At 27.5% G+C, this 24,496-nt stretch carries 19 protein-coding genes and 1 other RNA gene; 16 read left to right on the forward strand and 4 right to left on the reverse strand.

Going from position 1 to position 24,496, the window contains the following annotated elements:
• Window positions 1-33 precede the first annotated feature (33 nt).
• The 8 genes from mreB to BMW96_RS08855 all read left to right on the forward strand — a co-directional run bounded on the left by mreB (window position 34) and on the right by BMW96_RS08855 (window position 8,233).
• On the forward strand, window positions 34-1,023 hold the full coding sequence (mreB, locus tag BMW96_RS08820; RefSeq protein WP_092354547.1) for a rod shape-determining protein: 990 nt from the start codon (window positions 34-36) through the stop codon (window positions 1,021-1,023).
• 392 nt (window positions 1,024-1,415) lie between these two features.
• Window positions 1,416-3,092, forward strand: coding sequence for an MraY family glycosyltransferase (locus BMW96_RS08825; RefSeq protein ID WP_092354549.1), 1,677 nt, complete (start codon window positions 1,416-1,418; stop codon window positions 3,090-3,092).
• Window positions 3,085-3,564 carry a GNAT family N-acetyltransferase gene (locus BMW96_RS08830; protein WP_092354551.1) on the forward strand — a complete coding sequence of 160 codons (480 nt, stop codon included), beginning with the start codon at window positions 3,085-3,087 and terminating at the stop codon, window positions 3,562-3,564. Before BMW96_RS08825 ends, BMW96_RS08830 begins: the two co-directional genes overlap by 8 nt.
• A 111-nt stretch (window positions 3,565-3,675) precedes the next feature.
• Window positions 3,676-3,906 carry a preprotein translocase subunit SecG gene (gene secG / locus BMW96_RS08835; RefSeq protein WP_092354553.1) on the forward strand — a complete coding sequence of 77 codons (231 nt, stop codon included), beginning with the start codon at window positions 3,676-3,678 and terminating at the stop codon, window positions 3,904-3,906.
• A 52-nt stretch (window positions 3,907-3,958) separates the two neighbouring features.
• Window positions 3,959-6,217: a ribonuclease R gene (gene rnr, locus BMW96_RS08840; RefSeq protein ID WP_092354555.1), complete on the forward strand. Its 2,259-nt coding sequence runs from the start codon at window positions 3,959-3,961 to the stop codon at window positions 6,215-6,217.
• Between the two features lie 21 nt (window positions 6,218-6,238).
• Entirely contained in the window at window positions 6,239-6,685 is a 447-nt protein-coding gene (smpB, locus tag BMW96_RS08845) for an SsrA-binding protein SmpB (protein ID WP_092354557.1), read from the forward strand.
• Window positions 6,686-6,688: 3 nt separating this feature from the next.
• Window positions 6,689-7,041: a transfer-messenger RNA gene (gene ssrA, locus BMW96_RS08850) on the forward strand.
• Window positions 7,042-7,108: 67 nt separating this feature from the next.
• Window positions 7,109-8,233, forward strand: coding sequence for a HipA domain-containing protein (locus BMW96_RS08855; protein ID WP_169924280.1), 1,125 nt, complete (start codon window positions 7,109-7,111; stop codon window positions 8,231-8,233).
• 631 nt (window positions 8,234-8,864) lie between these two features.
• Here the strand turns inward: BMW96_RS08855 and BMW96_RS08860 are convergent.
• Window positions 8,865-9,617: a Fic family protein gene (locus BMW96_RS08860; RefSeq protein WP_211283665.1), complete on the reverse strand. Its 753-nt coding sequence runs from the start codon at window positions 9,615-9,617 to the stop codon at window positions 8,865-8,867.
• 607 nt (window positions 9,618-10,224) lie between these two features.
• Window positions 10,225-10,563 carry a hypothetical protein gene (locus BMW96_RS08865; protein ID WP_092354572.1) on the reverse strand — a complete coding sequence of 113 codons (339 nt, stop codon included), beginning with the start codon at window positions 10,561-10,563 and terminating at the stop codon, window positions 10,225-10,227.
• Window positions 10,564-10,950: 387 nt separating this feature from the next.
• On the opposite strand from BMW96_RS08865, the gene BMW96_RS08870 reads away from it, so the two are divergent.
• Window positions 10,951-12,117, forward strand: coding sequence for a S8 family peptidase (locus tag BMW96_RS08870; protein ID WP_092354574.1), 1,167 nt, complete (start codon window positions 10,951-10,953; stop codon window positions 12,115-12,117).
• A gap of 138 nt (window positions 12,118-12,255) precedes the next feature.
• Here BMW96_RS08870 and ytaF read toward each other — a convergent pair whose 3' ends face one another.
• Entirely contained in the window at window positions 12,256-12,885 is a 630-nt protein-coding gene (gene ytaF, locus BMW96_RS08875) for a sporulation membrane protein YtaF (RefSeq protein ID WP_157796139.1), read from the reverse strand.
• A 362-nt stretch (window positions 12,886-13,247) separates the two neighbouring features.
• Between ytaF and BMW96_RS08880 the strand changes: the two genes are divergently transcribed.
• Together BMW96_RS08880 and BMW96_RS08885 are read left to right on the forward strand one after the other, a co-directional pair.
• The gene (locus BMW96_RS08880) at window positions 13,248-14,618 is read left to right on the forward strand and encodes a sodium-dependent transporter (RefSeq protein WP_092354579.1); all 1,371 of its coding nucleotides are present in this window, start codon (window positions 13,248-13,250) and stop codon (window positions 14,616-14,618) included.
• Between the two features lie 347 nt (window positions 14,619-14,965).
• Window positions 14,966-15,730, forward strand: a complete 765-nt coding sequence (locus BMW96_RS08885; RefSeq protein ID WP_092354581.1) for a prepilin peptidase — start codon at window positions 14,966-14,968, stop codon at window positions 15,728-15,730.
• A gap of 66 nt (window positions 15,731-15,796) precedes the next feature.
• On the opposite strand, the gene BMW96_RS08890 is transcribed toward BMW96_RS08885, so the two are convergent.
• On the reverse strand, window positions 15,797-16,747 hold the full coding sequence (locus BMW96_RS08890) for a magnesium transporter CorA family protein (protein WP_092354584.1): 951 nt from the start codon (window positions 16,745-16,747) through the stop codon (window positions 15,797-15,799).
• Between the two features lie 291 nt (window positions 16,748-17,038).
• Here BMW96_RS08890 and BMW96_RS08895 point away from each other — a divergent pair, with 291 nt between their 5' ends.
• The 5 genes from BMW96_RS08895 to BMW96_RS08915 all read left to right on the forward strand — a co-directional run.
• The gene (locus BMW96_RS08895) at window positions 17,039-17,971 is read left to right on the forward strand and encodes an AAA family ATPase (protein WP_092354588.1); all 933 of its coding nucleotides are present in this window, start codon (window positions 17,039-17,041) and stop codon (window positions 17,969-17,971) included.
• A gap of 46 nt (window positions 17,972-18,017) precedes the next feature.
• On the forward strand, window positions 18,018-18,881 hold the full coding sequence (locus tag BMW96_RS08900) for a DUF58 domain-containing protein (protein WP_244881295.1): 864 nt from the start codon (window positions 18,018-18,020) through the stop codon (window positions 18,879-18,881).
• On the forward strand, window positions 18,878-20,920 hold the full coding sequence (locus BMW96_RS08905; protein ID WP_092354594.1) for a transglutaminase-like domain-containing protein: 2,043 nt from the start codon (window positions 18,878-18,880) through the stop codon (window positions 20,918-20,920). Before BMW96_RS08900 ends, BMW96_RS08905 begins: the two co-directional genes overlap by 4 nt.
• Window positions 20,921-20,995: 75 nt before the next feature.
• Window positions 20,996-21,466: a pyridoxamine 5'-phosphate oxidase family protein gene (locus tag BMW96_RS08910; protein WP_211283664.1), complete on the forward strand. Its 471-nt coding sequence runs from the start codon at window positions 20,996-20,998 to the stop codon at window positions 21,464-21,466.
• A 150-nt stretch (window positions 21,467-21,616) separates the two neighbouring features.
• A partial coding sequence (locus BMW96_RS08915; RefSeq protein WP_092354601.1) for a CotH kinase family protein occupies window positions 21,617-24,496 on the forward strand: 2,880 nt, incomplete at its 3' end.

The raw sequence follows: 24,496 nt of genomic DNA on the forward strand, positions 1-24,496 counted from the left end.
ACAATAGTTAAGAAAAAATAAGGAGGACTAATGATGGCATTATCAAAAGAAATTGGTATCGATTTAGGTACAGCAAATATTTTAATTTATGTCAAAGGTGAAGGCATTGTTGTAAATGAACCTTCTGTAGTAGCGATAGATGATGAAAATAAAAAACCTTTAGCTGTTGGCCAAGAAGCTAAAGATATGTTAGGAAAGACACCAGGAAGAGTAAAAGCAATTCGTCCTTTAAAAGATGGAGTTATTGCAGATTTTAGAATAACAGAAATCTTAATTACTCATTTTATTAATAAATTAAATTTAAAAGGAATTTTTTCTAGACCAACAATTTTAATTTGTTGCCCATCAAATATTACATCAATTGAAAAAAGTGCAATTAAAGATGTAGCTGAAAGATGTGGTGCTAAGCGAGTATTTATTGAAGAAGAACCTAAAGTAGCAGCAGTTGGTGCTGGACTTGAAATTTCAAAACCAACTGGTAATATGGTAATTGATATTGGTGGTGGAACTACTGATATTGCAGTATTGTCTTTAGGTGATATAGTTACAAGTAGTTCGCTTAAAATTGCTGGAGATGTAATGGATGAAGATATTATTAAATTTGTTAAAGATAAATATAAGTTATTGATTGGAGACCGTACTGCAGAACAAATTAAAATGCAAATTGGTACTGCAATTAAAGGGATCAGTGAAGAAATTTTTGAAGTAAGAGGTCGTGATTTAGTAACAGGATTGCCACATACGATTACAATTACTGCAGATGAAACTGAACTAGCTTTAAGAGAAACTTGTCAAACAATTGTAAGAGAAACAAAACATGTATTAGAACAAACGCCTCCAGAATTAGCTGCTGATATTGTGTCAAGAGGAATTTTCTTAACAGGTGGAGGAGCATTATTAAGCGGACTTGATCGCTTGTTGGAAAATGAATTAGGAGTACCAGTATTTGTTGCAGATGATGCTTTAAATTGTGTTGCTAATGGTTGTGGTGTAATGTTAGAAAATACACATTATGTTAAGTAACATGAGAGTTAATAGTCAATGTCATTAAGTTAAGACGACTAAAATTTAACCAGAAGTTATATCAAAATGATATTTTCTTCTGGTTTTTCATTTTTTGTAGCTAATAAAGTGTAATTGATAAGTTGGGTATATAATTAAATTATTTAAAAATAAAATTGTAGGAATAAGAGCTTAATAGTAAATGTTACAACAATGTTGAAAGAACTTAGTGATACTGTAATTTATAATAATCGTTTGGAAAAAAGTATTGGCTGGATTATTTGGATAAAGAGTCTTTGATTTTAGTTTGATTATTTTATTCTTAATATTATTATTATAAAACTAAATAACTTATTTATCTTGTATTTTATTCAAAAATAATTAATAATATACAAGAGATAGGGAGTGAGAAGATGAATCCTAGTTTAATAATGTCGTTTGTTGTCACAATGATGATTACAGCTTTATTGATTCCTGTAGTTATCAGGTTAGGAAAAAGTTTAGGAATTGTGGCACATAAAAATAAACGTACGGTTCATAAAATTGAGGTTCCTCGAATAGGTGGATATGCAATTTACATAAGTTCATTAATGGGAGCGGTGATTTTTCTAAAGACTGATCCCCAAATAAATGCAATTTTAATTGCTGGTTTTTTTGTTTTTTTTATAGGTCTATATGATGATGTTCATGATCTATCGCCTAAAACAAAACTAATAGTAGAATTAGTAGCAGCTTTAATTGTAATTGGTTATGGTGATATATATCTAAAAGGTTTTGATTTTATGCCTAGTAATTGGCCACCAATTATTCCAGCAATCATCACTGTACTATGGATAGTAGGAATAACAAATGCAATAAATTTAATTGATGGTCTTGATGGGTTATCATCAGGTATTTCAATAATAGTTTTATTTACTATATCAATGACTTCTTTAACTAGTGGAAGAACTGATATTGCTTCTTTATCACTGGTTTTAGCAGGAGCGATTATGGGATTTTTATTTTATAATTTTCATCCAGCAAAAGTTTTTTTAGGCGATTGTGGAGCTTTATATATAGGTTTTATGATTTCAGTAATTTCTTTATTAGGATTTGGTTATAATGTCTCTACCTTTTTTACTTTAGGTGCTCCAATTGTTGTTTTAATGGTTCCGATCATGGATACCCTGATAGCAATCATACGTAGAAAAGTTCATCATAAAAAGTTTAGTGAAGCAGATAGGGCGCATTTACATCACAATTTGATGTTTAAATTAAAGCTTGGACATCGAAAGAGTGTAATTGTACTTTATGGTATAACATTTTTGTTTTCATTAACTTCTTATGTATATTTATATGATTCTATATTAGGAACAATAATGTTTATTATTTTAATGTTATTTTTTGAATTATTTGTGGAGTTAACAGGTATGGTTAGTCGAAAATATAAGCCATTACTTACAATAGTTAATATTTTTATTCATAGTGATCATTTACCTAAAATTAAGATTTTAGAAAGATATCGTAACAAAAGAACTAAAAAAAGAGTTATTATTGATAGATTTATTATTTTAGGTTGTCTTTTATTAGTTATAGGTTTCAGTGGAACATATATGCATTTAAATCAAGAGAAACCAGTTATTAAAGAAAAACAGACTACTCCATATATTAAAACAGCATCTAATGAATTATTAGATGAGATTTATACTCGATTAGATAAGGCTTATCAAAATAGGCAATTAAATGAAGAGTGTCAATTAGTTGCATCATATTTTGCTGTTGATTATTTTACTTTAAAAGACAAAGAGGAAAATCAAATAGGAGGATTAGATTATATTTATCCTGATTTACAAAGTGCATTTAGTTCTTTTGCATTAAAATCATTTTATGTTAATAAAGAAGAATATCCAGAATTAGAAGTAGAGGATTATGAAATTATTTCTTTTTCTCCTTCTAAAGTAGTTATAGAAGGGTTAGAGAATAATGAATATTATAATGTGCTTATTTCTTTAAGATATAAGCAAAAAGTTGAATCTTTACCAAATAGTGCAAATATAGTTTTGGTTTTAAATAATGATCGTTTTTATGTGGTGGGTGTTGATAATGCTTAAATATAGAAGAATTTATGAATTAGATGATGAATTATATGATTTTCATTTGCGACAAAAACAATATTATCTATTAGAGGGAACTGTTCCTACAAAAGAATATCTTATTGAGCAGATGGATAATCCTGAGGGTTTTGATGAAAAGGAGCATTATATAAAGAAAATATATTATAATGAAAAAATGGTTGCTTTGATTGATTATCAGATAGGTTATCGTTTTTCGATGAAACATGATAATAGTTGTCTTTGGATTGGTTTATTTTTAGTGGATGAATCTTGGCAGCGAAAGGGAATTGGTAAAGAAATAATGGAGTTTATGATTGATGAGTATAAAGAAACTTGTAGTACTGTTCAGTTAGCTTGTATTAAAGAGAATTTAAAAGGTTTATGTTTTTGGGAAAAATTAGGTTTTAAGGAAATCGATGTTAAAAGGTGTGGGAATTTAGAAGTTAGGGTACTAGAAAAGAGAATTTAAAGATATATTTGATGACTATTCGTCAAAGTATTGATTAAATCATTGAAATTTTAAAAATATTATGTTATTATGTTCTAGCGATGTATCAAAGTATCAATTAGGAGGTATATTATGTTTGGCACTATTTTAAATGTCTTATTAATGATAATATCAATAGCACTTATTATATTATGTCTATTACAAAGTGGTAAATCTGATGGGATTGTTAATGCTTTAACTGGTCAAAATTCAAACTTATTTGCTCAACAAAAAGAACGTGGAGCAGATTTAGTTATGACAAGAATAACAGCTGGTTTAGCAATAGCGTTCTTCATTATTGCCATCATTATTAGAATGTCATAATTAATAGGACTATTGGTCCTATTTTTATTTTGGAATAAAGGGTGGTGAGTAAGTGAAAGAAAAAATTTTAACATTATTGAGTGATGAAAATTATATAGAGCGTTCAATTGATTTAATAGCTAAAAAGATAAATTGTACAAGTAGTGATAAATTTATTAAATTAGTTAAATTAATGAATGAATTAGAAGAAACAGGTGTAGTAGTAAGAAATAAATATAATCATTATTATTTGCCTAATCAGTTTGGTATGGTCTTGGGAACTCTTACTATTAATAAAAAGGGTTTTGGTTTCGTTGCAGTTGAAGACCAAGAAAAAGATATATTTATTGCTCCTGATTCTTTAAAGGATGCTTTTAATAAGGATATTGTATTAGTTGAAATAAATAAATATAGTGAAGTTGAAAGACCTGAGGGTAAAATAATTCGAGTAATAAAGCGTGGTCAAACTAAATTGGTTGGTGAGATTAAAAAAGGTAAACGTGATTATTATGTTGATGTTGATGATCCTAAATTTGATAAGCGAGTTTATGTTGATCATGCTCATTTGCATGGTGCTATGCCAGGTCATAAAGTGTTAGTTGAAATTAAGGTATATAAACCTATATTAAAAGGGGATATCGTAAAGATATTGGGACACAAAAATGATCCAGGAATTGATATTTTATCAATTGTTTATGAACATGGAGCATCAGTTGAATTTCCAAAAGCTGTATATGAACAAATTGAAGAAATTCCTGATACATTAGATGGTATTGATATAGGTGATCGAGTTGATTTGCGTAATGAAGTAGTTGTTACAATTGATGGTGACGATGCTAAAGATTTGGATGATGGTATTTCATTAAAAAGATTAGCTAATGGTAATTATCGTTTAGGAGTTCATATTGCTGATGTATCTTATTATGTAAAGGAAGGTTCGCCATTAGATAAAGAAGCTTTTTCAAGAGGAACATCTATTTATTTGGCAGATCGAGTTATACCAATGTTACCTCATAAATTATCAAATGGTATTTGTTCTTTGAATCCTCATGTTGATCGTTTTACAGTTTCATGTTTTATGGAAGTTGATCAAAATGGAGATGTTATTGAACATGAAATCATACCTGCAATTATTAATTCAACAGAAAGAATGACTTATACTAATGTTAATAAGATATTAGATGGTGACCAAATGTTACAATTACAGTATAGTCATGTTAAGGAATTATTTTTCTTGATGCAGGAATTAGCTTTGATTTTACAAAAAAAGAAAGCTAGGCGTGGAGCAATTGATTTTGATGTTAAAGAAGCAAAGGTTATTGTTAATAACAAAGGTGAAACAACTGATGTAGTTTTAAGAGAGCGTGGAGCTAGTGATCGTATTATTGAAGAATTTATGTTGCTAGCTAATGAAACTGTTGCTGAACACTTTAAGTGGCTTGAACTACCTTTTATTTATCGTGTTCATGAACAACCAAAAACAAAGAAATTAATGCAGTTTTGTTCAATTGCTAAAATTATGGGGTATACTATTAAAGGATCATTAGAAAATATATATCCTAATGAATTAAGCAGTATTATAGAAGCAAGTAAAGATACTCCAGAACATACAATTATATCAACTTTATTATTACGTTGTATGCAAAAAGCACGTTATGATGAACAGTGTTTGGGGCATTTTGGGTTAGCTGATGAATTTTATACGCATTTTACTTCGCCGATTAGGCGTTATCCTGATTTAATTGTTCATCGTATGATTAGAAGATATCTTTTTGAAAAAAGGTTAGATAATCAAACAATTAAACATTATCAAGAGATAATGCCAGAGATTGCTCTTCAAAGTTCTAATCAAGAACGTGAAGCAATTGATATTGAGCGTGAAGTTGATGATATGAAAATTGCTGAATATATGGAAAAACATATAGGTGAAGAATTTGAAGGAATTATAAGTTCTATTACCAATTTTGGTTTTTTTGTTGAACTTGATAACACAATAGATGGCTTAGTTCATGTTAGTGATTTAACAGATGATTTTTATTTTTTTGATGAAAAAAATCTTCGCTATATAGGTCAAAGAACAGGTAAAGTGTTTAAAATGTCTGATTGTGTTAAGGTGAGAGTTGCTAGTGCATCAAAAATAGATAAATCAGTAGATTTTGAAATTGTTGGCATGAAATCCAACAAAAAGACACAAAAAACTGTTATAATAAATACACGTAAAGATGATAAAAGAAAAAAAGGTCATTCTAAGCGTAGACGAAAACATGATTTTTCACGTTCTAATAAACGAGAAAGAAATGGTAAAGTAAGACATCGAAAAAGTAAATATTAATAATTAAAAGGGGGAATGTGTATGAAGATTATTTCAAACAACAAAAAGGCGTATCATGATTATTTTATTTTAAATACTTATGAGGCTGGTGTTGAGTTAAAAGGGACAGAAATAAAATCAGTTCGTTTAGGAAATGTTAATCTAAAAGATGCTTTTGTTAGAATCAAAGATAATGAAGCATTTATAGAAAATATGCACATTTCTCCTTATAGTCATGGTAATCGTTTTAATCATGAACCATTAAGAACAAGAAAACTTCTTTTACATAAAAAAGAAATATTAAAAATTTCTAATAAATTAAAAGAAGGAGGCTTGACAGTTGTACCAACTAAGCTATACTTTAATACAGGTAGTAAAGTTAAATTAGAAATTGGTCTTGCTCGTGGTAAAAAACTTTATGATAAACGTCAAGATTTAAAAGAAAGGGATTCTAAAAGAGAAATTCAAAAAGCTCTTAAAAATTATTAAACTGGGGGTGTCCTGGGTTCGACAGGTATATGTCTGACCTTAGCTGCAGTCGAAGGCATTCGTTAAATGCACAAATAAATAACTGGAAACAGACAAACTAATTACGCTTTCGCTTAGTCGACATAGACATGAAAGCTGCCACTATTTAGTGTGCCTATAACTAGATAACTGGTATCATAAATTTATAGGATAAGAGTATCTAAAGCTTAGGTAGGTATTACGAAAATTTTATAAGCTCGTTAGGTGGAAAATTGCTCATTGATTGTAGCCTAATTAAATTAGTTCAATGAGATAAACTGTAGACGCTTTGGAGGGATTATGCTTGGACAGGGGTTCGATTCCCCTCACCTCCACCAATAAACCAATTGACCGAATAGATTGGATATCTATTCGTTTTTTTTATATAGAAAGGGTGTGTTTTTCATGAATTATATTTTAAAACAATTTGATAATAATTTATTGTATTTTTCATTGGATTATACAAATGATGGATTACAAGTTCATATCAATTCAGTTAATGAGAATATGAAAAATCAAATCCCTTTAGATTTAGAGGTTGATGATAACTCACTAAAACGATGGTTGGAGAAAAGAACTATTCCAAGAAATAGAGCATATGTATCAAACTTTTTATCAAGACTAGGTTTAAACGAAAAAGATACAAAAGGAATTATTGAAATATGTCAAGGATTATCACTTAATGATAGTTATTGGGTCGTTAAAGAAGATTGTACAGATATATTTAGTGATAAAAATCTATATACAAATTCATTTAATACAAATATAGCTTCTATTGCATTTACTGGGTATGGAAGCTATACTAGATCTTCTTTCCGTTCATCACCTGAGTTTACAACCAATGGTATGCTTGCAAAATCATGGCGAAGAATAAAAGGCAAAGTGATGCTTTACAAGTCAGGAACAGAAGGTTTTGCAAACAGTGGATTAGAACCCTATTCGGAATTCTATGCTAGTCAAGTGGCAAGAACAATGGAATTAAATCACATTGATTATAATTTATCTAAATGGAAAGGAAAGCTATGTTCAACTTGTGAGTTATTTACAAGTCAAGATATTTCATTTATTCCTATTGGTAGATTAGTAAAAACCGGAGGCATTGCAGCGGTTATAGAATATTATAAAATTTTAGGAGATAACTATTATCAAGAACTTATAGATATGCTAGTTTTTGATGCTGTTATCTTAAATGAGGATAGACATTTTGGTAATTTTGGATTATTAGTTGATAGTAATATTAATCAAATAATTGCGCCAGCACCAATCTTTGATAATGGATTATCTTTGTTATGCTATGCGATGGACAGTGATTTTAAAGAAATAAATACTTATGTATCTACACGTCTTCCAGCAGCCTATCAAGATTTTATAGGATTTGTTAAACCATTAATGTCAAATAGGCAAAAAGATAAACTTAGAAAATTAATAAATTTTAAGTTTGATAGAAAAACAAGGTATAAATTATCAAATAAACGTTTAAAACAATTAGAAAAAATAATTCAAGAAAGAGTAATATTATTATTAGATTAATAGTATCACTCATTTTTTAATGGGATAACTTGTATCCTAGTGACATCCAAACTGAGCGTTAAATCCAAATTGAAGAAGTGAAATGGATGGTGTTGGAAAAACACCGATAAAATCAAATATTTTTTGAATAAATTAAATATCACTAAAAATTCCTATTTTGATGGATATCACATAAGTAGCACTGATGAGTGAAAATTTTTTAATATATTTTTTATAAAAGATTGATAAACATGATGAAAACTACTAGAAAAGATAAATATAAGAGATAAGCTGGTTTAAATGTGTTTGTTGATATGATTATTTTTTGGAATGTTTAATAAAATATTTAGTCCCTATTATCTTAGCTATATTAAATATAATCAGAGGATTATTGTTATGTAGATGTTTTTGGCATGTTATCTGAAAAGTATGTGTGATATGATGCATAACTTAAAGATGATGATGTTATTAATAATTTATCCTTATAATCAATAACAAAATGAAAATATTTCATTATAATTTCGAATTCTTTTACATTTTGCTACACATCTTTAAATAAAACGTTTTTCTTGTTTTTTTAGATCGGATACACTTTATATTTTAGTGAAAAACAAAAAGATTGTCTTTAAAAACAATCTATATTTTACATTGATTATGAATTGAATTCAATGTCATGTTCTTGTATATAATCAACTGTTTCTTTCAAAAAAGTTAACTTTTCATCCAATAGACTTTGGCAATGTTCGAATATTTTTAAAAGTTCAGTATAATCTTTTTTTGATTGCGCTACATAAAGTGATTCCATGTAATTCTTAGAATAATAATCATCAATCAAAATAAGATCTATATTATTCTCTATACATTGCTTAAGCATAATGAATCTTCCTATACGACCATTTCCATCTTGAAAAGGATGAATATTTTCAAATCTTGCATGAAACTTTACAATATCCTGAAGTGACTTAGATGATGCTTCCCATTTTAAAAGTAGTTCTTCTATTCTTATATCTACTTCCCAAGGCTGGGCTAGTTTTAAATCAACACCAGAAATCATATTGGGTATCTTTTTCCAACATCCTGCAAATCCTCTTTCATGATCAAGTGTTTTATCTTTCAACATACGATGAAGTTCAAGTATTAATTGTTTTGATAATGGTTCGTTTAATGTTTTAATAACAAAATCAAATAATTTAGTAGAGTTGATTGTTTCATATACATCATCAATTTTATGACTACCTTCAATAATATTTTGTTGTAAATATTTTTCTAGGTTTTCTTTTGTAAAAGTACTTCCCTCAAGTTTATTTGAATGATATAGAAATTCTGTCTTGATACTTTCGTATGCAGAATTAGGTGTGCCTTTCAAATACATTATAATTTGGAACTGATAATCATATTTTTTCATCACCTTTCGTTTATTATTATATCATTAAAATTCTATTTGTTTCAATTTATAAAATAGATCTTTATTTTCTATTTATTTCTTTTTTAGTTAATTTTAGGTTGATATCTTGTTTTTACATTTCTTTAATAAAATCCCTAACCTCAGGCTCTACACTTTTCTTATACATATATGATAACGCATTAAATATTTTAGCTTCCAATGTTGTATTTTTTCGCTAGAATAGAATGTAACACTCTTATCTTTGACTGTTGATATTTTGATTTAACTTTGCATGACTTTCTCCTTTTTTGAATATCAAGTTTTATGTATAATTTTTCAAAATTTTCATTAAACAAGAAATAACTGTCAGTTTTTTAGGGGCATAGATAATTAGAAAATTAGGAAAATGTAGTAAATACAAAAGGTAGAAATTAGTGATTATATTATCACAATATTTCTACCTTTATTTGATAACTAAATCTCTAGAGATTTAAAGTAAAATTAATTTTTATCCCAATTTTGTATAAATACTAAGAAATGTGCTTATTACATTTAATTAATAACTAACTAATTAATCATTCAATTTCGCATCATCAATGTAAAAATATTCTAATGATTTTTTACTAGTTTATGCCTTTTTCATTTTTGCAAATCCAACAAAAGATAAAATCATTTGAATTATTATGAATATAAAATAAGGAATAAACATAACTATAGCTACAGCATATAGAATTGCACCAGTAAGAGCAAATCCACGTTTATTCATAAATAAACCTAAACCATTAAATATGACAGCTAAGACTGTACATATCATATGAGGTGTAACTAATGCAGTTGCAATAGCAGCACCAGCCTGTTCAGCACCTTCAGAGCCACCTACAGCTCCACCAAAGTACGCTACTATGTAGATAGCATAGAGAACACCTAGTACAAACGAAACTAAAAGACATTTGTTTAAATTTTTCATAACCCCTCTCCTTTCTTAATTTTATATCAATATCTCATTTTGTAGAACACAACTATGTAATGGGTTGTGTCCATTTTTATAATAACATAAAATCTCATGAGAACAAAATAAAAAGAAGTGAATTTATGTTTTATTTTGTAAAAAAATGGTTGAATGGGATATGAGATTAGTTGATATAATAATGTAAATAGTTTTTTTAGATATAAAGAAGATATGATATAGGTATGCATTTGTAGTAGTTATAAAATAAAGACTGTCTTTAAAAATAGTCTTATATTTTTTGTTTAAAATTTAAAATAGTACTATTTTATAAAAAGAATTTTGACATTTAGCTTATAGTAATTAAAAATAAATATAAGCATAAAATATAATTAGGGGGAACAGATTATGTATGATAAATATGAAACAGGAAAAGTAATTATAGCTGTAAATGAAAAAATTTCTTTTGATGAAATTGAGTTTTATATTAGCGCTGCTTTAGAAAGTATTGAATATGAAAAAATAGAGATTATTTTTAGTTCTAGTATGGTAATGGCAAAAAATGATGCTGAGAATATTATTCTGATTTATTTAAAAGATAAGAATCCAACAACTGTAATTAAAGCTATTGAAAAACTTTCATTGAGTCCATATATAAATTATGCAGAGCCTGATTATTTAGAAGAAATGCATCTAGTATCTAATGATCCACTGTACAAGTATCTTTGGGGAATTCAGAAGGTCAATGCACCTTTGGCATGGAATTATACAACTGGAAGTAGTGAGGTTGTTGTAGGGGTTATTGATACTGGAATTGATTATAATCATCAAGATATAGCACAGAATATGTGGGTTTCACCAAATGCAAATTTATTTTATGGTTGGAATTTTGCTGATAATGATGATAACTCTATTGATACTGATGGACATGGGAGCCATGTAGCAGGAACAATAGGAGCGGTTGGTAATAATGGTATTGGTATTACAGGAGTATGCTGGAATGTCAGAGTGGCATCTTTAAAATTTGGTCTTGATATTGCATCAGCTATTGCAGCGATTGATTTTGCAAATAATTTTAATATTCAAATTCTTAATGCTAGTTGGGGTGGGCGAGCATATTCTTATTCTTTAGAATATGCTATAGAAAATTATAATGGATTATTTATTGCTTCTGCAGGAAATAATGGGACAAATAATGATATTGAACCTATTTATCCTGCTTCTTATGATAGTGATAATATTATATCGGTTGCAGCGACAGATCCATATGATGCATTGGCTCGTTTTTCAAATTATGGAGTAGATAGTGTTGATATAGCTGCTCCAGGAACGGATATATTAAGTCTTGATTTATATGGCGGATATAGTCCGTTAAATGGTACTTCTATGGCAGCTCCACATGTAGCTGGCGCAGCAGCTTTATTGAAATCATATATGCCTAATATTTCTACTTTAAGTTTAAAAAATATTATTTTATCTAGTGTGGATAAAAATTCAAATTTAAATGGTAAAATATCAACAGGTGGTCTACTAAACATAGATGCAATGTTTAGTTTAGCAAAGTATTGGAAATAAAAAGCTGTTTACACTTAATTGATTGTTGCTGGAAAAGAAATTAAGGCTAATAAATCAAAATATTATGGATAACTAGTAATAGTAAAAAAGTATGTACATTAAGTTATACATACTTTTTGTTTGGTTTAAGAATACATTTTATAATTTTGAAAATGCTAAAAAAATTAATATTAAACCACTTAACCAAGATAAGTTAAATGATGTTTTTTTAGCAACCTTAATACCTATATAACTTCCTAAAAAAATAGCAATCATATCTGAAAATAACGAAAAGAATATTACTAAAATATGATTGATATTAGTTAATCCTGCACCAAAACCAATAGACAATCCATCTATAGCGAGAGTTAGTGCTAACAAGGTGGCTTCTTTGTTGGAAAGGTATTTAGAAGTATCAATATCTGCTTTTTCTGGATTAGAGTAAATGTTTATAAAAGTAGTTATTTTTGAATGTTTGAAAAATCTTATTTGTTTAAGATGATTAAAAAAATTTTTTATTTTTTTGTTAAAAAGTTTGATAATACCTAAAGAAAATAATAGAAGAAAAGAAATGAATTTAATTAAATGATTTGATACATATGGTTCAAAAAACTCTCCAAGTAATATAGATATAGCTAAAAAAACACTACAAATTATATTGATGATCATTGCAGATGAAAAGGGGATTTTGATTTTATTAGTTCCATATGCAAGACTAGATATAAATGTATCAATCGACAGTGCCATAACTAATAATAAAGCTTCAATAACAGTATAAACAGTTAACAATATAATCAACCTCCTACATAATAAGATATTCATTTTTTTTAATTGTGTAGATAATATAAAGTAATTATTTCATTTAAAGATTTTTTAATATAATGAATATAGATAAAAGAGGGAACTATAATGTTATAGTAAATTTTAATGCTATTATTATTTTGTAATGATTGGAAAAGAGATGATTGTTGTAACAAAGATAATTATTATTAAGAATATTTTGACTTATGTAACTATTGTAGTAATCAGTAAGAGTCTAAAAATAATAATGTATAGTATAAATAAATAGTTATTGTAATTTTTTCTTATTAATTGACGGATAGATTGATTTCCTTTACAATTAAGATATTGTTTAAATAAGGAGACAATTTATGAATAGAGAAAACTTATCTTCACGCTTAGGATTTATCTTATTATCTGCAGGTTGTGCTATTGGTTTGGGCAATATTTGGCGATTTCCATATATGGTAGGGAAATATGGTGGTGGAGCATTTGTATTAGTGTATTTATTTTTTCTGATTATTTTAGGATTACCAATTATTGTTATGGAATATTCAGTAGGTCGGGCTTCAAAAAAAAGCGTTGCACAAAGCTTTCATGTTTTAGAAAAAAAGGGGCAAAAATGGCATTGGTTTTCATATGTAGCAATGGCTGGGAATTATTTATTAGTAATGTTTTATACCACGATTGCAGGTTGGATGTTAGCTTATTTTGTAAAAATGTTAAATGGTGATTTTATAGGATTAACACCAAAAGAAGTAGGTGATGTTTTTTCATCATTGCAAATTAATCCACAAGCAAGTGTATTTTGGATGGTTTTAATTGTTGTTATTGGTTGTGGTATTTGTGCAGTTGGTTTACAACGAGGGGTAGAAAAGGTTACTAAAGTAATGATGGGTTTATTACTGGCAGTAATGCTTTTATTAGTAGTGAAGTCATTGAGTTTAGATGGAGCGATGAAAGGTGTTGAATTTTATCTTATTCCTGATTTTAATGCTTTAATGGAAAATGGGATTTTTAATGCCATTTATGGTGCTATGGGTCAAGCATTTTTCACTTTAAGTATTGGAATGGGTGGAATGGCTATTTTTGGTAGTTATATTGGTAGAGAACGTTCTTTAACTGGTGAAGGTTTTAGAGTTTTAGCATTAGATACTTTTGTAGCAACAATGGCAGGATTGATTATTTTTCCAGCATGTATGTCATTTGGAGTTGATGCTGGTAGTGGACCAGGGTTAGTTTTTGTAACTTTACCAAATATTTTTAATGTTATGGATAATGGACAAATGTGGGGTACTTTATTTTTTATTTTTATGAATTTTGCAGCTTTATCAACAATTATTGCAGTATTTGAAAATATAGTTTCTTTTTCAATTGATTTATTTCAATGGTCAAGGAAAAAAAGTGTAATCTTAAATTTTATAATTATTGTTATTGGTAGTATTCCTTGTGCAATTGGCTTTAGCATCTTATCTGGTTTCCAGCCTTTAGGTGCTGGAAGTGCAGTATTAGATTTACTTGATTTTCTAGTTTCTAATGTTATAATGCCACTTGGTTCATTAGTATTTTTGTTTTTCTGTACACGTAAAATTGGATGGGGATGGAAAAGTTTTATGTCTGAAGCTAATGCTGGTAAAGGATTGGGTTTTCCTGAAAAGGCCAAGTTTTATGTAAGCTGGATTTTACCTTTAATCGTAATATTCATTTTCTTATTTGGTTTATGGGAAAAGTTATTTATGTAATTTAGAGTTTAATAAATAAAGCGCTCGTTTGAGCGCTTTTTGTATGGATAAGATAAAATATTGTTGATAACTTTAATTATTACTAAAGATGATAAACAATAAAATAATATTTTTTTAAAAAAGTTTTAAATATAGTAGAAATTTATAACTAGATTAAAGTAATAATATATTAGATAAAAACTTTAGAAATGCTATTAATACAATACTGGTTTTTATATTCATAAATTATCGTAATAAAATAGAAAGTAAATTTATTAGGGTATTTGAATTAGTAGAAGAATTAAGGGAAGTTAAAATACAGTGTTGTTAAGGAAATAGTATTATAATATTTATAGGGAGGGTTAATAATGGATTCTGTTTATTTTTTTATCTATTTTTATTTGTTTATTACTGGTAGTTGTGTAGGTAGTTTTGCTAATGCTGTAGTTTGTCGTATTCCAAAGGGAATATCAATTGCTAAGGGGAGAAGTTATTGTGAAAGTTGTCAAACTAGTCTTCAGTGGTATGATTTGATACCTATAATTAGTTATATTTTATTATGGGGTAAATGCCGTTATTGCAAAAAACAGATTTCTTTTAAACATTTCCTATTTGAATGTTTTGGGGGATTATTATTTATGTTAAGTTTTTATTGTTTTGGTTTAACTATTGAGACAGTACTTATGTTTTTTATAATTATGGTATTAACTGTAATTGCGATTATTGATTATCAGACAATGAATATATATTTATCAACTATTTTAACTTTATTTATCTTAGTTATTGTTTATCGATTTTTTATTCAAATAGATTTTATGACATTATTAATTGGGGGATTATGCATCAGTGTACCAATGTTTATTTTTAACCTGATTATACCTTATAGCTTTGGTTTTGGTGATATTGAACTTATGTTTGTTTCAGGATTGCTTTTAGGTTGGAAAAATAATTTATTAGCTGGATTTATTGGAATTATTATAGGAGGAATATATGCAGGTTATTTATTATTAAGACATAAAGTTGAAGCTGATGGACATATTGCATTTGGACCGTTTTTAGTATTAGGAATTATAACATCTCTGTTTTATGGAACAGAAATAATAACATGGTATTTATCATTATTTAATTATTAAATAATATTTTTAAGTAATAAATTATTGAACTAATAAAAAAGTAAGAATTAAATAGTAATTCTTACTTTAATGAAACATATCTTTTTTTATAAAAATTATTGTTGCAATAATACAAGCAATAACTGCCACTAGGGTCGGAAACCACCAATGAGCAATTGGTAGGCCTGTTACATTCATTCCATAAAAACTAAATATAATATTAGGAATAGCCATTACAATAGTAATCACTGTTAATACTTTCATAACAATATTTAAGTTATTAGAAATTACTGAAGCAAAAGCATCCATTGTTCCAGAAAGAATATTTGAGTAAATATTACACATTTCAATAGCCTGATGTATTTCTATTAATACATCTTCTAATAAATCCTGGTCTTCATCATATAGTTTTATTATTTTACCACGCATGATTTTATTTAAAGTAATTTCATCAGTTTTTAGTGAAGTAGAAAAATATACTAATGATTTTTCTAAACCTAGCATTTGAATTAGTTCTTTATTTTGCATTGATTTATGCAAGGTTTGTTCTGTACGTGATGAAATTCGGTCTATTTGACGTAAGTAAATTAAATAACGTTGGGAAATTCTAAGGAGTAAAAGTAATAAAAATCTAGTTTTTAAATTAGTATTTATTCCTTTAACTCGACCTTGACGCATATCATCTATATTTAAGTTTTCATACAAAGAAATTGTTACAACATAACCTTTCATAATAATAATACCTAGTGGTAAAGTAGTATATTGAAGCATATTTTTATCATAACCTTGAGCATTTTCTTCTTCGGCACTAGGATAGTCAATGATTACAAGCCTTTGATTATAGTCTTCATCATAATCAATATGTGAACTTTCTTCAGCATCTAAAGATGATTTTATAAATTCTGGTAAAACACCAATCTTTTCGATTAAAAAATTTTTTTCTTCTTCATTTGGAGCAACTACATTAATCCAGCTTCCTGATTCTGGTTCATCAATTTTTTTTGTTATTGATCCATAAGTTTTATAAAATTCTAACATCTTAGCCTCCATCTCAGGAGACTAATTTATTATGTCTCCTGCATTTTTATTATTTAATTGTTTGATATAAACCTGCTCGGGCTCAGGGGACATAACAACACCTTCTTTCAAGCACAAATTATATCACAGAATAAAGAAGTTTTCTAAAAAATAGTATAATTTTTATTAAATATATTAAAATTACTAAATAAAAAAGAAGAATTTCAATATAGATTAATAATTATTACACTGAATTTCCACTAATTTATGATAAAATTGAAGTATCAAGAAGTAGTAGGGGGAAGAAAAAATATGAATGATAAATTAGATTTATTAATAAATGAAGTAAAAAAAGCAGTATTGGGTAAGGATGATGTAATCAAAAGAACGATTGTTGCTATTCTTGCTGAAGGTCATATTTTATTTGAAGATATTCCTGGGGTAGGTAAAACAAATTTAGCAGTAGCATTTACAAAAGCATTATCATTAAATTATCAACGAGTACAATTAACATCTGATATTTTACCTAGTGATTTATTAGGATATTCAGTTTATGATTTTGATAGTAAAAAAATGAGTTTTAAAAAAGGGCCTGTTTTTACTAATATCTTTTTAGCTGATGAAATAAATCGTACATCAAGTAAAACTCAGTCTGCTTTATTACAAGTAATGGAAGAAGGTATTATTAGTGTGGATGGAAATACTTATCCCACTAGTAAACCATTTATAGTAATAGCTACACAAAATCCTTTTGGTAGTGCAGGAACTCAGATGTTACCAGATTCACAATTAGACCGGTTTATGATGCGGTTATCATTAGGATATCCTGATGAGGTTAGTGAAATTGAAATTATAAATCGTAAAAAGAATAGTAATCCCCTAGATAATATTGAAGCTGTTATAACACCAGAAGAATTGGTTTTGATGCAAAAAGAAATTAAAAGTGTTCATATTGATGAAAGTTTAGTTCGTTATATAGTTCAAGTAGTCCAACAAACTCGAAAACATGAAAAAATTGAACAAGGGGCATCACCTCGAGCTTCAATAGCTTTGACAAAAGCTTCTCAAGCAACAGCTTATTTGTATGGACGTGACTATGTTGTTATTGAGGATATAAATGAAAATCTTTATGAAGTGCTTAATCACCGAATCTTCTTAATTCCTAGTATTAAAAAAAATCGTAAAAGTTTTCAAATCATAATGGAAGAAATTATGATGCGAATTACACCTGTTACATATAAATAGTATGTGGCGATGTCGTTTAGTATATTTATTATTAATTGGATTTGGTGTGTTTTTCTATATTGCTTTTATTGGTTATTTTTCTTATTATTTTTTATTAGTTATATTAGTTTTACCAATTGTTTCTTTCATTTATTTATTATTGACTTGGAAGTTTTTGAAACTAGAATTTGTTGTAGATGATAAAAAAGTAAGACAAAATGAATTAGTAAGTATTTTTGTAAAACGGGATAAGTTTGGTTTAGGGGCTATTAAGTTCAAGATAGATAATAAAAAGTATCTTTTAAGGGGAAATCAAGATAAATTTGATATTTCGTTTAAACATTGTGGTGGTGAAAATTTAATTATTAAGGACTATTATCAATATGATAGTTTAAATCTATTTTGTTTGAAGAAACGTTGTTATTATCAAATTCCAATAACAATTTATCCAAAAAAGATTGATTTTGACTTTAGTGTATATCAACATTTACTTCCTAAAGATGGTGAAGAAGTTTATGCGATAAATCAAAAAGGTGATGATCCAACAGAAATATATGATATTCATAAATATCGAGAAGGAGATTTACTAAAAAATATTCATTGGAAATTAAGTGCAAAATATGACGATGTGTTAGTAAAGGATAATGCATTATCTGTAAGTGAAATAATAAATATTCACTGTGATTTTGATGAAGATGATGATCATAATGATTTAGTCTTTAGTTATTTAGAGGTATTTTGTATTAAGTTATTAGAAAATAAGTATAAGTTTTTGTTATCAAATAAAGAAATTACTAGTATTAAAGAATATGAAGATCAGTTTAAATATTTATTATGGAATAAAGATTATTATCCCGATGTAACTAAACATAATTATGAATTTATTATTAGTTATTATGGGATAAAAAGGATTGAAGGTGGTCACCGATGAAACTGTTAATTTATTTATTAGGTATTATTGGTTCAACTGGTTCTTTAATATACTCATTTGATTTTAATAGTAATCCTAATTTAATTTTCTTTTTCTGCGTTATGATTGGACTAGTTATTTATTTAGGATATACCAATACAAAAAATAAGCGACAGTTTATAATTGGGGGATTAGTAATAGATGGAATCTTATTAATGCTTCCTAATACTCTTGCATGTTTTTCGTATTTGGTTTCAACTGTCGTACATAAATATAATGATGTTTCGGTTTATAATTTTGGTTATGAAAGTATGTTGGATTTTTTTGATAAATCTTTTGTATGTACTTGTACATTTTTATTATTGTTTATTCCAATGTATATATTGGCCTGTGTAGCAATAGAAAAGAATAAATATGGTTTAGGAATCATTGCTCTATTACCTGGAGTATTTATAGAGTTATTATTTACTATTACTCCACCATGGTATTTTATTGGCAGTTTTGTATTATATTTTTTAGTTCTTTTGATTGTATCAATGCAAAAAGGGAAAAATGTAAAGATTCCAATAATTGGAATTTGTCTAGTATCAATGTTTTTTACATATCTGGTCTTTGGAATTGAGACATACCGTTTATCTTCAATAAGTTTGTTTAATCGTTCTAAGTTACCACTTGCTACAGCAGGAAATGTTAAAGAGAATTATAATGTAAATAAACAAGGGGATCGTTATTATCGAAATTCAGTTGACTTTATTATTGATGGAGCTAATGAACTGACAAACTTTAAGATGCGGGGAATTGGTTATGATAAATATGATAATGGTAATTGGAGTGTTATTGAAGATGATCAGAAATATATTTATTGGGTATATCGTAATTTGAACATTCTTGCTGATATTACTAAAGCTAAAAAACAGACTATTACAGTTGAACAGTTAAGTGGTTATAGTTATCGAAATTATACGCCTTATTATTTCACTAATACTGATTTAACATATTATGGTAATTATTTTATGGGTGAAAATCCTCAAAATTTTGAAATGATTATACCTAATGATGATTTTAATTCTTTGTTTGCAAGTGTAAAAGCTGATGAAAAAAAAGAAATCTTATTAGAAATTGGAAAAAGAAATGGAACAGAGGATAGTTTTAAAGAATTACAAACTCGTTTTTATGATAATGATGGGATTCTAACAAGTGTATCAGATGAAGATAGCAAGATCATTGATCAATTTTTATTGCAAAATAATATTGTTTATAATGGTGATGTTTATGATTTGATTAATCAATGTAAAAATGCTTTGGCTAAGCAAACTAGTTATACTTTAAGACCAGGTGATTTACCAGATGATGAAAATTATTTGAATTATTTTCTTAATGTTAATAAAAAAGGATATTGTGTACATTATGCATCATCACTAGCATTGATGTTAAGAAGAAATGGTATCGCATCACGTTTTGTATTAGGATATCAAGCTAATGATAGCAAGAATAAAAAAGGACAATTAATTATTAGAGATCGAAATGAACATGCCTGGATTGAAATATTTGATGAGTATTTGGGATGGATTCCAATTGAAGCAATTGGAAATGGTGTAAGAAATGAAGATAGCACAGTACCTGTTAATCCTATTAATTCAGATAATAATAACCAGACAACTCCAATAATACCAGAAGTTAGTGAAAGAAATGTAATTGAAAATGAAAATGAAAATAGTTCTAAAATTGAAATACCATTTTATGGATATATTATAGGAACAATTATAATTGGCGGAATTATTTTTATCTTACAAGCAGTTATTCGTAAAAAAAGAATGTTTATAAATGCTAAAACAAATAATCAGTTAGTTTGTTATTATTATCATTATTTAAATAAATTAAATGGAGATACTTCTAAAATCAAATCTCTTGCAGATAAAGCTCGGTTTTCAACTCATGATATAACAGATGAAGAACTTAAAAGAGTCACTGATTATTATGATGAACAAATTAAAATCATCTATCATAAAGCAGGTATTTTTAAGAAAATATATTTTAAGTTTATTTTAGCTTATATATAAATAGTACAATATTAGTTAAAGATACAAAAAAGAATAATTAAAAACTTTTAAAGTGTAAAGATGTTGTAGGAAAGTATGATGAGAAGAAAAGATCGTAAAGTAGTTGAAAGTAGATTTAAAGAAATTATATTAGCTTGTTATTGTTGTAGATTAGGATTTAATGATGATGGCAAAATATATATTGTACCTTTAAGCTTTGGATATCATGAAGAAAATAATAAACGAATTTTCTATTTTCATGGAGCAGCAGAGGGTCGAAAAATTGAACTTATTAAAAAAAATAAATATGTAGGGTTTGAACTAGATACAAGTTATAAACTAGTTACATCAAATTTGCCTTGTAATCATTCTGCTTTTTATCGAAGTATAATTGGTAATGGAAAAGTAAGTTTTGTTGAAGATGAAGATGAAAAAAAACTAGCTTTAAGAATGATTATGGAGCATAGTACTGGTAAAAAAGATTGGCAATTTACTGATTCAATGGTTAGTTCTGTATGTGTATTTAAATTAGAAGTTTTGGAGATATCAGGAAAAGAGAATTTATAAGAAATCAAAAATAAATTAATATTTTTGGTTTTTTACTTTTTTATTAATGATTACCATAAATACTTAATAAATATATTAATTTATGATAAAATAAATTTATGAAACCCCTTTCGAATATTGTAAGGGGATAAGATAGAAAGGGGAATAAAGATGAAAAAGGTAAGATTAGAAAAAATATTTATTGGTGTTTTATCAGTAAGTATAATAACTAACACAATAGGATTTTTACAACCTGTAAAATCATTAAATTTTACTAATAATTTAGATATAAGAGAAATTAATGAAGATAGTGTTATGTTTGAACAAGAGTATGCAAAAATAGGTGAACCATTAACCGTTACGAGTAATTTAACTGGAGAATTAAGCTATAAATGGAAGGTTGGAGACAAGTTAGTTTCGAATGCTGTTAGCTATAGCCCAACAGTTAATGATTTAGAAAAGTTTATTAGTGTTGAAATAAGTAATGGAATAAAAACTTTATCAACTAGGACATATTTTAGTCGTTTACCTGTAGTATATATCAATACTGAAAACGGTAGTGATGTAACTAGTAAAGATTATTATATAAATGGTGAAATGAAAATTCAAGGTAATGAACGATATAATCTTGAAACAACAAAATTATATGATGGAAAAATTGAAATTAAAGGACGCGGTAATTCTACTTGGGGATTACCTAAAAAACCATATAAAATAAAATTGGATTCAAAAACTAATTTATTTTCAATGGGAAAAAATAAACATTGGGTTTTATTAGCTAATTATTATGATTCTTCAAGTTTACGTAATACATTGTCTTATGATTTATCGGGGGCTTTAGATATGCCACAAACAGAAACAGTTCATACAGGTGTTGTTTTTAATGGGAAATATGTTGGTATATATCAATTTTGTGAACAAATTCGTGTAGATGAAAAAAGGGTTGATGTTTTAAATTGGGATGATGAAGCAAAAGATTTATCAAAAATTATTGCTACTAAAGAGGGCTTAAATGCAGATGATTTAGAGAGTTATTTAGCAGAAAATTTAAGTTGGACAACTAGTGGAAAATTTAATTATCAGGGTAAAACATATTTTATTTCTAATTATGATTATACAATTCCTAGTATTAATGGTGGTTATTTGTTAGAATTGGATTCTAATTATGATGAAGTTTCTAAGTTTAAAACAAACAGTAATCAACCACTTATGTTTAAATCTCCAGAATTTGCTGTTAGTAACCAAGATATGATGAATTATGTTAAAAATTATATCCAAGCTTATGAAAATGCTGTTATGTCTAAGGATTATCATAGTATGTATGAGGGAAATAATGTTCATTACAGTGAATTGTTTGATATGGATTCATTAGTTGATTATTGGTTAGTTACTGAATTGTTCTTCAATGAAGATGGAATGAAGAAGAGTACATATATGTATAAAGATGTTGATGATAAATTCCATATGGGGCCAATTTGGGATATGGATTGGAGCAGTGGGGCTAGCCAAAGTGCAGCTATTCCAACTGATCAATGGCAAACATTATATTTTCCAGCATATGGCAACTCAAGTGAACCACAATTAAGACAATGGTATCGTTATTTGATAAAGGATCCATACTTTGTTTCATGTGTTAAACAACGTTATGAAGAGGTAAGAAATAATCAAATTGCTGATATGATGGCGAGTATAGAAGATTACCGTGTATATTTAAAAGAGGCTGGTGCTAGTAACTCTGCTATTTGGTATGGTAATACTAATACTAGTGAATATGAAATTAGTAAATTAAAGAGTTGGTTAACAGATCGTCTTGCTTTTATGGATGAACAATTTTCATCACTTTCAAAATTATATGCTTCTCTAGGAGTTAAAGTAGGTAATGAACAATTAATTTTAAAAGATCATAATGGAATTGTTTTACCAGCTGAAAATGATTTCAATGGGATTAGTAATGCTCGTAATTTAATTAAAGTTGAAATGAATGTAACTGATCAAAATACTAAAAAAATTGCTTTATATAGTAATGGTGAGTTAGTTGGAGAAGAACTTGTAGTTGAAGGAAAAGTAATATTTGAATACACATTACCAACTAGTGGTAATTATGTATTACAGGCATATAAACTAGATCAAAATGATAATGTTATTAATAGTAAGGAAATAACTGCTAACTTATTAGTTGAACCAAGTATAACTATGGAGTTAGAATCTATTGAAATAGAATCTTTACCAAACAAGTTAAGTTATTATCAAGGTGAAAAGTTAGACGTAGAGGGATTAGTAGTTAATGCTATATTTAATACTGGGAATAAAATTTCATTGAATCCTGATGAATATACTGTTTCATCATTGACAAATGAGCCAGGATTGCAAACAATTGTAATCAGCTATAATGGAAAAACCATAAGTTTTGATGTTGAGGTAAAAGAACTTGTCTTAGACACATTAACAATAAAAAAATTACCTAATAAAATAGAGTATTATGTAGGTGAAAAACTTGATTTAAGTGGTTTAATAGTTGAAGGTACTTATAATAATGGAAATACAGAAGAAATTACAGATTATACAGTAAGCGAATTAACTGATAAAGTAGGAGAACAAACGATTACAGTAAGTTATCAAGGTAAAGAAATAACATTTACTGTATTAGTATTGGAAAATACTATATCTACAAATAAAGCAGCATTACAAATAGCTGTAGAAATGGCTAGTGCTGTAACAGCAGAAGATTTAGATAAAGTAGTACCAGCAGTAGTAACTGAATTCAATGCTGCATTAGAAGAAGCAAGAGTAATCTTAGCTGATGATAATGCAACACAAGAAGAAGTGGATGCATCATTTGCAAGATTATCAGTAGCAATGCATATGTTAGAATTCTTAAAAGGTGACAAGGCTGAATTACAAGATCTAGTAGATTCAACAGCAGACTTAGCAGCAGAAAAATATACACCTGAAACATGGGCAGTATTAGAAGAAGCATTAACAAATGCAAATACAGTATTAAACAATGAAAATGCAATGCAGGAAGAAGTAGATGGAGCATATGATAATTTA

The organism is Thomasclavelia cocleata, assembly GCF_900102365.1.
In the GTDB taxonomy this organism is placed as follows: domain Bacteria; phylum Bacillota_I; class Bacilli_A; order Erysipelotrichales; family Coprobacillaceae; genus Thomasclavelia; species Thomasclavelia cocleata.